11 protein-coding genes and 1 pseudogene are annotated in these 14,377 nt (G+C 67.9%); 2 read left to right on the top strand and 10 right to left on the bottom strand.

All coding sequences use genetic code 11. The features are described 5' to 3' along the window. Positions 1-186 precede the first annotated feature (186 nt). Positions 187-1,122 (bottom strand): helix-turn-helix domain-containing protein, encoded by a 936-nt coding sequence (locus J8N05_RS19025; protein ID WP_247706729.1) that lies wholly within the window; start codon positions 1,120-1,122, stop codon positions 187-189. Between the two features lie 299 nt (positions 1,123-1,421). Here J8N05_RS19025 and J8N05_RS47360 point away from each other — a divergent pair, with 299 nt between their 5' ends. Further along, positions 1,422-2,372, top strand: coding sequence for a helix-turn-helix transcriptional regulator (locus J8N05_RS47360; protein WP_247706331.1), 951 nt, complete (start codon positions 1,422-1,424; stop codon positions 2,370-2,372). Positions 2,373-2,492: 120 nt separating this feature from the next. Beyond that, positions 2,493-2,712, top strand: a pseudogene (locus J8N05_RS47355) (IS30 family transposase); the annotation flags it as partial. A 110-nt stretch (positions 2,713-2,822) separates the two neighbouring features. Here the strand turns inward: J8N05_RS47355 and J8N05_RS19015 are convergent. The 9 genes from J8N05_RS19015 to J8N05_RS18975 form a co-directional block, all read right to left on the bottom strand. Continuing rightward, entirely contained in the window at positions 2,823-5,576 is a 2,754-nt protein-coding gene (locus tag J8N05_RS19015; protein WP_210884323.1) for a SpoIIE family protein phosphatase, read from the bottom strand. Between the two features lie 316 nt (positions 5,577-5,892). Next, entirely contained in the window at positions 5,893-6,204 is a 312-nt protein-coding gene (locus J8N05_RS19010; RefSeq protein ID WP_210884321.1) for a hypothetical protein, read from the bottom strand. 268 nt (positions 6,205-6,472) lie between these two features. Next, positions 6,473-6,889: a DUF4259 domain-containing protein gene (locus J8N05_RS19005; protein ID WP_210884319.1), complete on the bottom strand. Its 417-nt coding sequence runs from the start codon at positions 6,887-6,889 to the stop codon at positions 6,473-6,475. Positions 6,890-7,005: 116 nt separating this feature from the next. Beyond that, positions 7,006-7,560 (bottom strand): hypothetical protein, encoded by a 555-nt coding sequence (locus tag J8N05_RS19000; protein WP_210884317.1) that lies wholly within the window; start codon positions 7,558-7,560, stop codon positions 7,006-7,008. 247 nt (positions 7,561-7,807) lie between these two features. After that, complete coding sequence (locus J8N05_RS18995; protein ID WP_210884315.1) at positions 7,808-8,056, bottom strand: DUF6368 family protein; 249 nt, start codon at positions 8,054-8,056, stop codon at positions 7,808-7,810. A 91-nt stretch (positions 8,057-8,147) separates the two neighbouring features. Further along, a complete protein-coding gene (locus tag J8N05_RS18990; RefSeq protein ID WP_210884313.1) occupies positions 8,148-10,238 on the bottom strand; it encodes an ATP-binding protein in 2,091 nt (696 codons plus the stop codon). Positions 10,239-10,826: 588 nt separating this feature from the next. Continuing rightward, positions 10,827-11,573, bottom strand: coding sequence for an anti-sigma factor (locus J8N05_RS18985; protein WP_210884311.1), 747 nt, complete (start codon positions 11,571-11,573; stop codon positions 10,827-10,829). A 297-nt stretch (positions 11,574-11,870) separates the two neighbouring features. Continuing rightward, on the bottom strand, positions 11,871-12,530 hold the full coding sequence (locus tag J8N05_RS18980; protein WP_210884309.1) for a fasciclin domain-containing protein: 660 nt from the start codon (positions 12,528-12,530) through the stop codon (positions 11,871-11,873). A 98-nt stretch (positions 12,531-12,628) separates the two neighbouring features. Beyond that, positions 12,629-14,245: a sulfite oxidase gene (locus J8N05_RS18975; RefSeq protein ID WP_210884307.1), complete on the bottom strand. Its 1,617-nt coding sequence runs from the start codon at positions 14,243-14,245 to the stop codon at positions 12,629-12,631. Positions 14,246-14,377: the final 132 nt, after the last annotated feature.

Below are 14,377 nucleotides of genomic sequence, written 5' to 3'. Positions count from 1 at the left end.
CGTCAGGAGCAGAACGCTCTCACCGGTCGGGCTTGGCGACCCGGATGTGCGGCGCGTTGCGCAGGCGTGGGTCATGAAGGCGCCCACCTCGTCGGGGCTGGCTGTCTTGAACGCCGTCGCAGTAGCCGTCGTTGTGCTCGTCTGGGTTCTTTCGGATCCGGTGGCGAAGGTGGCCGGCCCTGCGGCTCAGCTGCGGAGGGTGTGGCTGGGGGTGGTGCCGTAGACGCTGCGGTAGAGGGCCGCGAAGGTGCCGGGGCTGGCGAAGCCCCAGCGCGCCGCGACCTGTTTGACGGTTGTCCCGGTGGTGGGGTCGGTGGCTGAGAGTTCCTGGTGGGCGCGTTCCAGCCGGATGCGCCGCAGGTGGAGGGTGGGGGTGGTGTCCAGGTGCCGGGCGAAGTCGTACTGCACGGCGCGGGCGGTGGTGCCGGCCGCGGTGGCGATGTCGCTGATGGTGATCGGCCGCTGCGCGTTGTCCTCGATGAAGGCGAGGGCCTGGCGTAGTGCGCGGGCGCCGGTGTGGCCGGGGCCGGGCGTGTAGACGTGGGCCATGGTGGTGTTGGGGAAGACGGTGAGCGCGACCGTGGCGAGTGTGTCCAGCATGTTCTCGCGGATGAGGGGCTCGCAGAGCGGGCTGTCCTGGGCGGCGAGCTGGGAGTGGACGTAGGCGACGGTGGTGTCCCACAGGCGGCACTTGTCGGCGGAGACCGGAGCCCAGCCGGTGAAACGGACGCCGTCGTCGTCGCCCAGGGTGGCCGCGACCCGGGCCAGGGCACCCGCGGGCAGGGAGACCACCCTGTCGTCGATGGGGTGGGTGTCGAAGCCGATAGGGGTGCGGGAGGGATAGACGCCCCAGTCGCCGGGCAGCCACCGGTACTCCCCGCCGTCCGCTGTCGCCCGTACCCGGCCGGCACGCAGGTACAGGAACGTCTCCCGCGGGAAGGGGCCGGTCTGCACCAGCAGGTGGGTGGAGTGCCGGATGTCGTCCATGCTGAACTCGCTGCAGGCCCAGCTGCTGACCGACATCCGGTAGTCACCTTCATGACGGCTGGAACAAACACGCAGGTCGGCATAGGTGTGGCGGAGAAAATCGTATGAGGCCTCCGGGTCCGTGAAGTCGAGCACGGACCGCGTGATGGGAATCTGCTGCTGCACTCCGACACCTCCCCGCACACCCGGACATCCTCTGCGCCTACCACGGTGGGCAAGGGCGAAACCCTGCCCCACACTCCCGCTGCGCGCACGCAGCAAATGGCTACCACCTCACGGACAAGGTCCTTGACATTTCGAACAACGCACATCCATCGCCGTGTTGGAAAACGGTCACTTCTGATCACCTGCGACGTCGCTTCGTATGACGGCCAGCAGGGCGTAGGGTCAAGGCTGCGTGCCCGGCGGGCTGGAGGGATCGGGGTGTGGCGCTCATGGAGCAACTCACGGTGGAGCGGTCACGGTTCGTGTCGCGTACCACGCAGGAGAGCTGGGAGTTCCTCGGGCGGGCCTACGGGACGGGTATACGGGCGCACGGCGAGGTCTCCACATTGCCGCTGAGCTACGACCGGCTCGCGGCCGGCCCTCTGTCGTGGGACGGTGCGGTAATACCAGGTGACTGGTCGGCCGACGTCGAACCGTTGGAGGGCCTGCTCGTGGCGATGCCCACCGCGGGCCGGTGGCAGGTGCAACTCGGCGGCCACGACGTCCGCCTGGCCGGAACCGGCGTGGTTCTGATCACCCCGGGCATGCCCTACCAGGCCCGGGCAACCCATACGGCCATGGACGCCCTGTCGGTGAGCCCAGACCTGTTCGACACGTTCCTGCGCGATGTGCACGCCCCGCCACGGCGGACCGCATTCACCGGCCTGACCCCGACACGGCACAGCGACACCCACCTGTGGGCCATGACGGCCGCCTACATCCACACCACTCTGACCAGCGCCGACCTCAGCGACCTGATCGTCGGCCAGCTGGCCCGTCTGGCCGCGGCCTGCGCCCTGCACGTCTTCCCCAACGAGATCCTTACCGACCCGCTCCCCGCGGACGGCAGCGACGCCACCAGCGACACCCTGCGCCGCGCCAAGGCGTTCATCGAGGACAACGCCCACCTCGACATCGGCCTCGCGGAGATCGCCGCCTCCATCCCCGTCACCCCGCGAGCCGTCCAGTACGCCTTTCAGCGGCATGCGGACACGACACCGCTCACCTACCTGCGTCGGGTCCGCCTGGACGGCGCCCACACCGACCTGCGCGCCGCCGACCCCACGACGGGGACGGTCACGGCCATCGCGGCGCGGTGGGGATTCGCCCATCCGAGCCGGTTCGCCACCGCCTACCGAAGCGCCTACGGCGTCAATCCGGCCGTCACCCTCAACAGCTGACCGCGTCCGGGAGCCGGGGCGCAGAAACGCGGCGGATACCGTCCCTACTCCACATGGTCCGTCGTAAGGGACGGGGCGGTGAGGCGCGACGCGTTCTGGAATGTCGACGACACCGCAGAGTCACCCTGGCAGCGCAGCACGAACGAGAACACGAACGGCCCGCTGCGGCAATACTTCCCGAAGGGCACCGGCCTTTCGGCCCACACCGCACGAGACCTTCGCGAAGTCGCCCGCCACTCAACCGACGCCCCGTCTCGTGCTTTAGGGCTGGACCCCAGCGGAGGCCCTGCGAGGATGCCTTAACTGGCTCAGTGAACAGGTGATTCGAAACCACCGATAGAAATCGCATTATCGAACGTATTGCCCTGACGGTGTAATGGCATCTGCCTTGTTGGCAGTTGAGGGATGGAGAGGGCTTGCACCGCCTCCGGGCAGATGCTTGCTGCAGGTTCAGGCGCTCGTGATGAGGGGTGATGTGTCCATCGTGCTCCAGACTGATTTTCCCTGGCTATGGATTCGGGTGCCCCAGTTGGTGGAGAGGGCGTCGATTAGCCCAAGTCCGCGGCCGTTCTCGTCGGTGGGGCCGGCCTGGCGGGCCAGGGGCAGGGCCTGGCTGTGGTCGGCGAGTTCAACGGTGAGGGAGGTGCTGGTGAGGTGGAGGGTCAGGAAGAGGGCGGCGCCGTCGCTGTGCCGGATCGCGTTGGTGACGAGCTCAGTGACGACGAGTTCGGCGGTGTCGGTGAGGTGCGGGGGGAGCTGCCAGTCGTGGAGCGTGCGGGTGGTGAAGCGGCGGGCATGGGGTGCCGAGCGCGGTTCGGGGGCCAGGCGCAGGCTGGTGGTGCGGGCTTCGGGCAGCCGCAGGGCGAGCAGGGTGACGTCGTCGTCGTGTTCCTCGGGGTGAGGGATGAGGGTGTGCAGGGCGAGATCCGCGGTCTGTTCCAGGGCACCCAGGGTGTGATCCGCTTCGGTGAGGGCGGTGTGGAGGGTGTCGGCGAGCAGGGTGATACGGGTGTCGAGGTCGGCGGTCGGTTCCTCGACGAGTCCGTCGGTGTAGAGCATGAGGGTGGCGCCCAGGGCCAGGGGGTGGGTGATCTGGCGGTGGGGTACGCCGCCCACGCCGAGCGGGACGCTGATGGGGGCATCCAGTGGGCGCGGGCGCCGGCCGGGCTCGGCGGCGAGCACGGGCAGATGGCCGGCGCTGCACAGGGTGAGCTGTTGCTGGCGGGGGTCGAGGACGAGGTAGCAGCAGGTGACGAGCTGGTCGCGTAGTTCGCAGACGAAGGCGTCGAGGTGGTTCATCAGCCACTCGGGGTCCATGTCGGCCTTGGCCAGGGCGTGGGTGGCTGCGCGGAGCTGGCCCATGACGGCCGCAGCGTCGATACCCCGGCCCATGACGTCGCCGATGACGATGCCGGTGCGTCCCTTCTCCAGGGGGATGATGTCGAACCAGTCGCCGCCGACGCCAGCGTCCTGCGCGGAGGGCAGGTAGCGGCGTGCGGTGGGCAGGTGGGCGAGCCGGGGCGGGTCGCCCATGAGGCTGTTCTGCAGGGTGTAGGCGATGCGCTGCTGCTCGCGGTAGCGCTCCCCGAGTTCGGTTTCCAGGTGTTTGCGCCGGCTGATGTCCCGGACCGACAGACTGGTCAGGTGTCCGGCCTCACCGTCGAGGGTGCCGATGCTCACCTCGGCGGGGAAGACGCGGCCGTCCGCGTGCCGGGCCCACACGTCGTTGTCGAAGGTCACCGGACGGCCGTTGCCCAGCTGGCGGTAGGAGCGCCGCAGCGCGGACAGTCGCAGACGGTGGGAGGCGGGTGCCAGGTGTTCGACGGGGCTGCCGAGGAGATGGCCGCGCGGTGTGCCGAAAAGCTGTTCGGCCTGGGCGTTGGCCATGACGACGGTGCCTTCGGCATCGGTGATCAGGACGGCGTCGGGTGCGGATTCCAGCAGGTCGCGGAAGCGCTGGTGGGCACGCTCGGCCTGCTGTCGCGCCGCAGTCTTCGCCGTTTCGTCGACGGAGATCCCGCACACGGCGTGCGGCCGCCCGTTTGGGCCGGGCAAGGGGAAGAGGGTGGTGGAGTAGATGACGGACCGTTCGTCCAGGGTGAGGTGATCCATCTTGTGGAGCGCCAATCCCCGGGCGAGCATCTCCGCGTCCGCGGCCCGGGCGGCCTGGGCGAAGAGCGGTGGCAGGACATCCTGTGCCAGCCGGCCCACGATCTCTTCCCGCGGGCGCCCCGTCGACCGTGCGAACTCGGCGTTCACGGCCGTGTAGCGGCCTTCGAGATCCTTGATGAAGACCACGGCCGGCACGTGGTCCATGAACGCCTGCAGCCAGCGGGATTGAGTGAGCCGATGCTGCGCACGTGTATGTGCCACCTCCACCCGGCGTGCAGCGCGCAGTGACAGGAAACTCACTGTCAGGAAGACGCACACGTGCGCGGAGACCAGAAGAGCGACGCCCAGGCGGGTGCCGTACCAGCCGTGGTCTTGCCCCGTCAGACGCAGCCATCCCATCAGCGGCGGCAGCAGGAGGATCGTCGCCGTCATACGGCGGCCGAGCATTCCGGTCGTCCCGGTGTTGCACAGCAGAGCTGCCAGGCCCTGTCGGGGGCGGGCCAGGAAGAGGCCCGCGCCCAGCAGCACCAGCGCGGTCGCGGTGTGCAGCGCCATGCCGACATAGGCACCGATCCGGCCCAGTTCCGGCACCCGGTAAGCCAGCCCGTACCAGCGCAGCATGCCCAGCATCAGCACGAACAGGCCCAGCACCTGCCCGCAGGCGACCACCGCCTGCCGGGGCAGGCTCAGCATGAACTGCGCCGCTCCGGCCAGAATGAGGGCTACTGCCGTGTTCGGGGCCATCCGCCCTGGCGGGGAGGCGACCTGGGGCAGGTCGTCCGTGGTGTCGTCACGAAAGAGCAGCTGGTCGATGCCGAAGCAGCCGCCGCTGACGTATTCCAACAGACTCGCGATCCCGATCAGGGCGCCGGACACAGCCGCGGCCCTCGACAGGCTGATGTGCAGCGGACCGGACGAGCGGCCCACGAGGCGGGTCAGTCCGATGCCGAGCAGGGTGAGGGCCAGCGAGGTGTTGGCCTTGATCCATCCGTCCGGCCCGGGCCAGGCGTCTCGCAGCACCTGGGCGGGCAGTACCCATCCCGAAAGCCCCAGCACGCCCAGAGCGACGGTGAGCCAGGCCAGAACGCTCACCGTGTGCTGTGTCCTACTGATTCCCCTTGCATTGAACGGCAGCCCCGAGCGCAGCGGTGTCTCCGACTGCGTAGTTGCTGCCAGGGTGCGCGGAGTGCTTCCAGCCGGTGTGTCGATCATGCCCTCGCTCTGCCTGCTGCTCCTGCGCCGCCGTGGTCCTCCGGCGTTTGGGCCCTGAGGAAAGGCGCGCGCCTCATCGGATGGCTGAATCTATGAGGGTTCGGGTATGTGGAGGACGCTTTGGCGGTTATTGCATTTTTTGCGACTGGTAGAGGAAATTTCGTGTTCATTGCCCAGGTGTGGCATGGGCCGGAACTCACCCGCCGCTGCCGGACACGACCCGGATCAGCTGGGCCGGGGAGTGGATCTCGAACGTGTAACCGCCTTCGGACAGCACCATGGTCACAGCGCGTGTAAACGCCTGCCGCAGTCCGTGGTACGTGACGGGGCGCGGCAGGTCTGACCGGGTGGCCGGGGCGGGCCTCCAGCCGATGTGGACCGCGTCGGCCTCACACCACACATGAAGGCCGGGTTCGCCGGAGTCCCAGGTGGTGCAGACCAAGTCGAAGCCCGCTCCTCGGAGGGTGGCCACCACACCGGACATCAGCTTGGCTGTCGCCGCATCCATGGCCGTCGGCCCCCTTCGGCGTGGCCGTGTGGCGGGCGGAACCGCCGGGGCTTGGTCAGTTCTCACGCTGCGTGTGCCGCCTCCGCACCCTGCATCAGTCTGGGGCGTATGTCGAGAGGATATGCGGGCACACCGCGGCAGCAGGCCGGCGCCTGCTGCCCGCACCAGCGCCACCCGGAGGCCGGAGCGTGCCCGGGTGACGGGGGATCTCGCGTGGGGCCTTGTCCCAAGGCCGGGTTCTTGCACGGCTTCCGTGAAGCGATCACGATCAGTGATCAGTGTGTGTTTCGAGCACTTCGATGATCTGTCGCACGTGCATGCGCCAGCGGTCCGCGTCGGTGCTGTCCACCCAGCAGGTTGCCATTTCTGATCCGTCCTGGAGAACCCGATCCAGTGCGAGTCTTGCCGACACGCAGAGAGAGGCCGGCAGTTTGGGCAGCGGTTGACTGGGTCCTTCATCGGGGTTGATCCCGATGGGGCTGTCCGGAAGGGTGTTGGCGACGAGAGCGCCAGCGGCCACGGCTTCGGCCCCGTGTTTGCCATCGACGCGTGCTCCCGAATCGGTGACTCGCTGGAATGTCCGCTCCAGCACGTCAATAAGCTCGGGTCCGCTGAGTTCCTCCACTTCATCGACGAACTCTGCGGCGAAGTTGTTCTGAAGCGGGCCGGTTCCCCACGTTCCCATGCATAACTCCTGGTTCGACTGTCTTGGACGAAGGAATGGTTCCATACGCCACTGACATCGGTCAGAGGGCGAGGGTTTGGGTGATCTGGCAGTGCCCGAGGGGCGGCCGGCTCTGATCAGTCCGGCATGTGGGTACGACGTGACGCTGAACCGCTACTTCCTGGTCTGACTCGCGTCTTGGCGACCTCCAGGACGCTCAGCCAGTGCTGTTCGCCGGGAATCCACGGCAGCTTCGTCAGCCGCGGCACCAGGCCGCGCTGCCGACCGCCGTTGCGTCGGCCGGGCGTGTAGCGCCCCCGGCCGACCGGGTCGGAATCCCATAGCCCCTCTTCCATGAGGAAATCGAGGAACAGGCGGACCGGCACGAGCCGCTGCTGGATCGTTGAGTTCGCCAGCCCCACACCCGAGTCGATCGAGATCACGTTCGCACCCCAGCGATGCGGTAGCGAGCTCAACTCTGATAGGTAGAGAGCAATATGGGAACGGTCGCGGCGACCGGATCGATGCTCTCTCGCTCGCACATCAGCAAGTACTCGGCCAGGCCCCGGCTGGAGGCCGTCGATCGTGCGCGGGGCTCGTCCGACGTCCGTCCAGATCGTCAGCCATGCCGCCGCCTGCTCGTGTCGGTCGAGCACCGGCCACCTCTCCGTCAGCAGCATCGTGCTGCTCAAGGCACCTCCCAAGGCCGTGGTTGTACCGAGGAGACAAGATCACCCCGGTAGACTCCACGTAACTTTTAAGATGCTCAAACGGCAGATGTTCGGCCGCGCAGGACTGGAGCTCCTCCGCAAACGAGTCCTGCTGGCTTGAGCTGGCTGAACTTAGTCGGAATTACTTCAGGAGCCGGAATCCGCGCTGCGCAGCCCATGCTCGGAAGGAACTCAGCCGAGCCATACGCGGCAGGCCACGTACCGGACGTCACCGTGATGACGCCGGGCAGCCCCCAACGGTGGCTACTTGGTTGGCTGCCAGTTCTGCATTGGCGGCGCCGCCGGTCAGGTTCATGATGGCTGCGGTCAGCAGTGCCGTCACGACGTGATCAACAGTGCTGCTGCAGAACGCGATGACGTTGACGGCCGTGGAAGATCGCCTCATCGTCGGCATCAGGGCCCATGAGGGAGACGATGAACCGTCCAGGTTCAGCAGCGCTTCCAGGATGCGCAGCAAGCCGCGCCGGGTGCCGACCGGCCCGACGCCCGCGATCAGGTCATTGACGGCGTTGAGTCAGGTGATGCACTGCTTGAACCTTTCGGGGAATTCACTTCTCGGGCAGGGGCCCTCCGTGAGCTCCCCACGCCACGAGGTTCGCTGTGTCGCACGCGGCCGCCTGCTCAACGGCCCGTTCGTACCGCTCCCGCCCCATGCTGCTGACGAGCCGGGTCTCGCACTCGTCCCGCAGCGACGCCATCTCCGGCGTTCCTCGCTGCGGATTACCGACCGTCTCCCAGAAACGCGCCGCCGCGCCGAAGGCGTAGACGGCGGCAGGTCCGTCTCCCGCATCGGCGAGAGCGAGGGCAAGAACGTCCATGACCATGGCTATGCCGAACGCGTCCCTGATGTGCTCCTGCGCGGCGAGCGCCGAGCGTGCATGACGTGTGCCGTCCTGAGCTCTCCCCTCCATGAGGGAGATGAGAGCCAGGTGATGTTCCACATACGAGCGTGTCCAGTACTCGTCCAACGCCTGGCATATGTCACGGAGTTCGAGCGCCTCGCGCCGCGCCTGGTCCAATCGTCCGGATCCGGTGAGGGCGAAGACGTGGACCAGATGGCACAGGGCCGTCGCGGTGGTGAGTGGCTCAGGGCGGGAGACGCCGGTATGGAGCTCAAACGTCTCCACGGCGTCGGCCGCCGCCAGGGGGCGGCCGACGAGCAGGTGCAGCAGGCCGTCCAGATAGACGGCCCGGCCCAGTCCTTCGGTGTCGAACGCGGCAGTGGCGGCGTGTCTGCAATTGGCGCTCGTTTCACGTGCGGTGTCGTGCTCGCCCTGCAGCGTCTGGGTCAGGCCCAAGCACCACAACCCCTGCACCCACGCCTGGGATCCCTTTTCGCCGCTCGCCAGCGCGATCGCCGCCTCCAGGTACTGGCGGGCCTCGTGCAGGTAACCGGAACAGACCCAGAAGAACGTGACGTGGCCGATCAGCTCCAAGGCCGCGGCCGGGTCTGCCGCCAGGAAGTGATCGGCCGCCAGCCGGATATCGGAGTGAAGGAACTCGATCCGCCGATACCAGCCCCGCTGCGCCGGACCGAACCACTCGTGGTGGGCTTGCCGGGTCTGGGCCAGCACGTGTTCGGCATGGCGGTGTGCCAGCGCCTGTTCCTCGCCGAGTTCGCGCAGCCACATTCGGCCGTACTCACGCACGGCATCCAGCATCCGGAATGTTCCCTGCCGCTCGGTGATGACGGACTTGTCGCACAGCGAGACGAGGGCTCGACTGATCCGACCCGGCGACAAAGGACCTCCACTGGCTACCTGCCAGGCACTGGTGTCGTCGAAGGCGGACGGCATGAACGACAGCCGTGCCCACAGCAGTCTCTCCAGCGGAGTGCACAGTTCGTGGCTCCAGCCGATCGTGGTGCGAAGCGCGGCGTGCCGGGACGGTGTCGCGCGCTGTGCGGTGGCAGGAAGATCCACCACCGTGGGCAGGCCGGAACACAGTTCGGCCAGCGACATGGACCGTAACTGTGCAGCGGCAAGCTCCAGCGCCAGCGGCAGGCGTTCCAGACGTTCACACAGATTCGCGGCCAGCTGGTGATCAGTGCCGTCTTTGAGCGGGTGGCCCGCCACCGCGGCGCGGTCCGCGAACAGAGCAACCGCCTCACGCACGGAGGAGAGAGGCTCGATCTCTACAACTGCTTCGGCGCGAACTCGCAGTGGCGACCGGCTGGTGGCCAGGATCCTCAGATTCGGGCATGCCGTCAGGAGATTGCCGACCAGGTTGCGGCACTCGTCCAGCAGATGCTCGCAGGAGTCCATAACCAGCAGTGCCCTGCGGCTGCCGACCCACGCGCAGATCGCCTCCGCCGGCATCCTCTCAGTGCGGTCGGACAGCCCCAACGCGCCCGCGACCGTGGCTGCCAGAAGCTGCGCGTTGAGCAGGGGAGAAAGATCCGCCCAGGCGACATTGTCCTCAGCCGCCATCTCGTCGCAGGACACCACTCGGCGGGCGAGGCGGGTCTTGCCCACTCCGCCCGTACCCGTGAGCGTCAACAAGCGGCTGCCGCGCAGCACGGCACCGATCAGGCCGAGTTCCTCCGACCGACCGATGAAAGAGGTCTGTTCTTCCCAATCCATCCTCGCCATACCGCCATCCTGCTGTTTCCCCTGACGAGTCCTCAGCAGATCGGGCATTGCCGCATGCTCTATGCCCCGGGCCTAAACCATGGGAGACCCTGGGTAGGCCACGTGCGCATACCGCACCAATGTCAGAGACGCCGGGAAGCAACGTGTTGATTCTTTACGAGCTAAAAGGGGCCAGTCAGGTCAGGCGATAGCACCCCTTGACGACACCAGCCCGTTGCACCGTTGAGCTTTCCCGCGTCGTGCGGGCCGCAGGGACCCACTTCTCCGGGTCGGCAGTTCAGGAGGACCCTCCATCCCACGCCTGCCACGCTGTGTCCAGTTCGGTGTGCCGGTGGATACGAGGGTCGGCTGTCTGGGCCTGTAGCCCGGAGGGGGCCAGTAGGTGAATGGTCTGAGGGCCCGCAGGCCATGGCGTGATGAGAAGAGGACCGTCTGTGAGAACTTGCATCTCCCGCATATCCAAGACGACCAGCGTTGCGTCACCGCACTTGGCGGTGAGTTCTTCGTGCAGGGCGCCGCTGGTCTTCACCGTCAGGCGTCCTGCCACGGCACACCACAGCCGGGTGCCCGACACTGCGAGGACGCGGACTCGGAAGAGGGCCGACACGTGTCCTCACCCCTGCTCGGCGGATCCGCTCATGCCGTCAGGGCGAGCAGCGCGAGGGGTGCGGACGTGGGATGGACGGATCCGCCGGCGGGTTCGACAGTGACTCCCACCGCGAACGCGGTGTTCGCAGAACCCGCCAGCATGACGGCCTGAGCCATCTTGCGCGTGTCCATCAAACCTGCCGGACGCATCGACTCCCCTATGCCATACCACAGTTGATAGACCTTGCCCGGAGGCGGAGGTGGGACGTCCGCCGCGATCAGGACGGCCTGGTCTCGTGAGCGGGATACGACGACCGTGGCCTGGGCGGCGTTCTGGAGGCTGGCCCGGTGGGAGACGGCGTCATAGGCGGCCAGGACGGCGGCCAACTGGTCCGACTGATGGACAGTCTGCCGGGCGGCAGCCGCGGCAGCGTCGGCGCGATGGTGCTGCCACACGATGCCGGAACCCAGTGCGCAGGCACCGATCAGGCAGGCGACCAGTGCGAGCCTGGACAACCGTCGGCGCAACGCGCTGTTCGCGGGCGGCTGAAGGTGGAGCGGGGTGACCTGCCGGGCTGTGGAGAGTCTGGAAAGCACATGGTGTTTCATGGCCGACGGGGCGGTGACGGCTGTCGCCGCCGCCAGTTTCACGGCAGTGGCGGTAAAGCCAGCCACCTCGTCGTGACACGGCCGACAGGCCCTCAAGTGAATGTCGAACACGGCACGTTCGTCCTCATCCAGCGCGTGGAGGGCATACGCACCGGTCAGCGAGTGGATATCAGCGTTGCTGCTCATGCGCTCACTCCCGGACACTGACGCAGTCGGATCTTCCCCGGGGGGTACGAAGCAGCCGCCCCCCCCGGGGGTGCACGGACGGACGGGCGGCCACCGGCCGGTGGACCGGTGACATGCAAAAAGGCGAGGATCTGAGCCTGAAGACACCCTCCAGGACCGCACAGTCGGTCCTGGCCGGGCGGGCAGACCCCGGGGCGGCAGGGAGCCTGGCCGGGGCGGACCACCCCACCCCTGTTACTCCCCCTCCCACGCCTCACCGCCGGTCGTCACCTGTTGTGGCCCGGGGTACGGCGGCGGTCAGCTGGTGGGCATCAGGACCGTGTCGATGATGTAGACGTTGGCGTTGGCGGTCTTCACGTTGCCGCAGACGACCTTCGCCGAGTCGTTGACCTTGTAGGACTCGCCCGAACCGGAGGTCGTCAGCTTCGACTTCTCCAGCGTCGGGAAGGAGCCGTTCTCCAGGTCCTTCGGAGCGAGCTTCTGACCCACGACGTGGTACGTGAGGATCTTCGTCAGCTGCGCCTTGTCGGCGAGGACCTTGTCCAGGTCGGCCTTCGGGATCTTCGCGAAGGCGTCGTTGGTCGGCGCGAACACCGTGATGTCCTTGGCGTTGTTCAGGGTGTCGACCAGACCGGCCTTCTTCACGGCCGTCACCAGGGTGGACAGGGCCGGGTTGTTGGAGGCGGCCGTGGCGACCGGGTCCTGGGCCATGCCGTCGAACGAACCGGAACCGCTCTTCGGCACCGAGGCACAGCCCGGACCGAACGGCTCGTCCGTCGTCGCGGTGTCGCCCGAGCTGCCCATGCTGTCGTCGGACTCGGTGGCGGCGGCCGACGCCTTGCTGGAGGAGTCCGACTTGGCGGAGTCGCTGCCGCTGTCGGAGCAGGCGCTGAGGGACAGCGGGAGAACGGTGGCCGCGGCCACGATCACGGCGATACGGCTGATGCGAGTGTTCATGGTGTTTCTCCTATGGGTTGACACAGCCGAAGCTGCGTTCATTCGGGGGTCGGACATGTGGCTCGGGGTGTATGGCTGGGGGGAGTTGGTCCGTGGTGTCACTCGACGGTGACCACGACCGAGTGCCGGCCGCTCGCGCCGTCGGGGACGGTCTTGGTGCGCTTCTCGGTCTGCACCTCGCCGGTGCGATCCGTGGCCCGCACGGTGAGGGTGTGGCCGCCCTCGGTGGCCCGCCAGTCGTAGGACCACTGGCGCCAGGTGTCGCGGGAGTCCTCGGCGGCGAGCCGGGCCTCCCGCCAGGGGCCGTCGTCGACCCGCACCTCGACCTTGTCGATGCCGCGGTGCTGGGCCCAGGCGACCCCCGCGACCATCACCGAACCGGCCTTGGGGCGGGCGAACGGCTTGGGGGTGTCGATCCGCGACTGGGTCTTGATGGGTGCCTGCCGCGCCCAGTCCCGCTTGACCCAGTAGGCGTCGTAGTCGTCGAACGAGGTGAGTTCGATGTCCTCGATCCACTTGCAGGCCGAGACGTAACCGAACAGGCCGGGCACCAGCATCCGGACCGGGAAGCCGTGGGTGAAGGGGAGCGGTTCCCCGTTCATCCCGACCGCGAGGAGTGCGTCGCGGCCGTCCATGACGTCCTCGACCGGGCTGCCGATCGTCATGCCGTCGACGGAACGGGACACCAACTGGTCGGCACGGCCGCCCTTGGAGGGCGGTTTGACCCCGCACTCGGCCAGCAGGTCGGCGAGCCGTACGCCGATCCAGCGGGCGTTGCCCACGTACGGGCCGCCGACCTCGTTCGACACGCAGGTGAGCGTGATGTCGCGCTCGATCAGCTCGCGTCGCAGCAGGTCGTCGAAGGTGAGGGTGACCGGTCGGGTGACCCCCTTGCCGTGGATCCGCAGCTTCCAGGTGGTGGCGTCCACCTTGGGCACCACCAGGGCGGTGTCCACGCGGTAGAAGTCCTTGTTCGGGGTGGTGAAGGGACTCACGTCGCGGATCCGCAGCTGCGCACCCTTGGGAACCGCGTTCGCGGCAGAGGCCGGGGCGGGCAGTACGACGTCGGCCCGTGAGGCCGCCGCCTCGCGGCTCTTCGAGCCGCTCAGGACGTGGCCCAGCAGTCCGGTCCCGGCGGACGCGGCGGCGGCGGCGGTCGCCAGGATCACGAAGCCCCGGCGGTCCCAGCCGGCGCCGCGGGACGAGTCGTCCCCCGCCGAACCGGCGTCCTTCGGCGCCTCGCTCCGGATCAGGAGCCTGCCGATCAGGAAGTACAGCAGCGCCGCGGCGACCACCGCGCCCACCACGGAGGGCAACGCGTCGGTGAGGCCGGTCGAGTCGGGCCGGCTGAGCGCCGCCGCCGCCCCGACCACACCGAAGACCAGCACGCCCGCGGCCCCGGTTCGCCGGTACCGCAGAGCGAACACGCCCAGGGCGATGGCGAACAGCACCAGTGCGGCAAGAATCCCGAGCTGCAGGACCAGTTTGTCGTTGGTGCCGAAATTCCGGATCGCCCAGTCCTTCACGGGCGGAGGAGTGCGGTCGATCGCCGCACCCCCGACCGCGACGACGGGACCGGATTGCGGACGCACCCCCGCGGCCACCAGTTCGGCGACGGCGAGCGCCGCGAAACCGGCCAGCAGGCCGCTCAGCGCACCGAGCGCCGGCCGCACCAGGCTGCGGGTAATTCGCGAGTGCTTCTTGTCGTCCGTCACGTGGGGAATCCGGTCCTGAATGCTGCGCGGATTGGTCGATCACCCGATCCGGCGCACTTCTTTTTCAGACCAATCCGCAGGCCCCCGGGCTACGGATTAACCCTATTCACACAACGTCGATTGGTGTTCCCA

The sequence above is a fragment of the Streptomyces liliiviolaceus genome (assembly GCF_018070025.1).
Lineage (GTDB): Bacteria > Actinomycetota > Actinomycetes > Streptomycetales > Streptomycetaceae > Streptomyces > Streptomyces liliiviolaceus.
The sequence above is the reverse complement of the archived record's forward strand: the minus strand, read 5'-3'. Positions and strand labels throughout refer to the sequence as shown.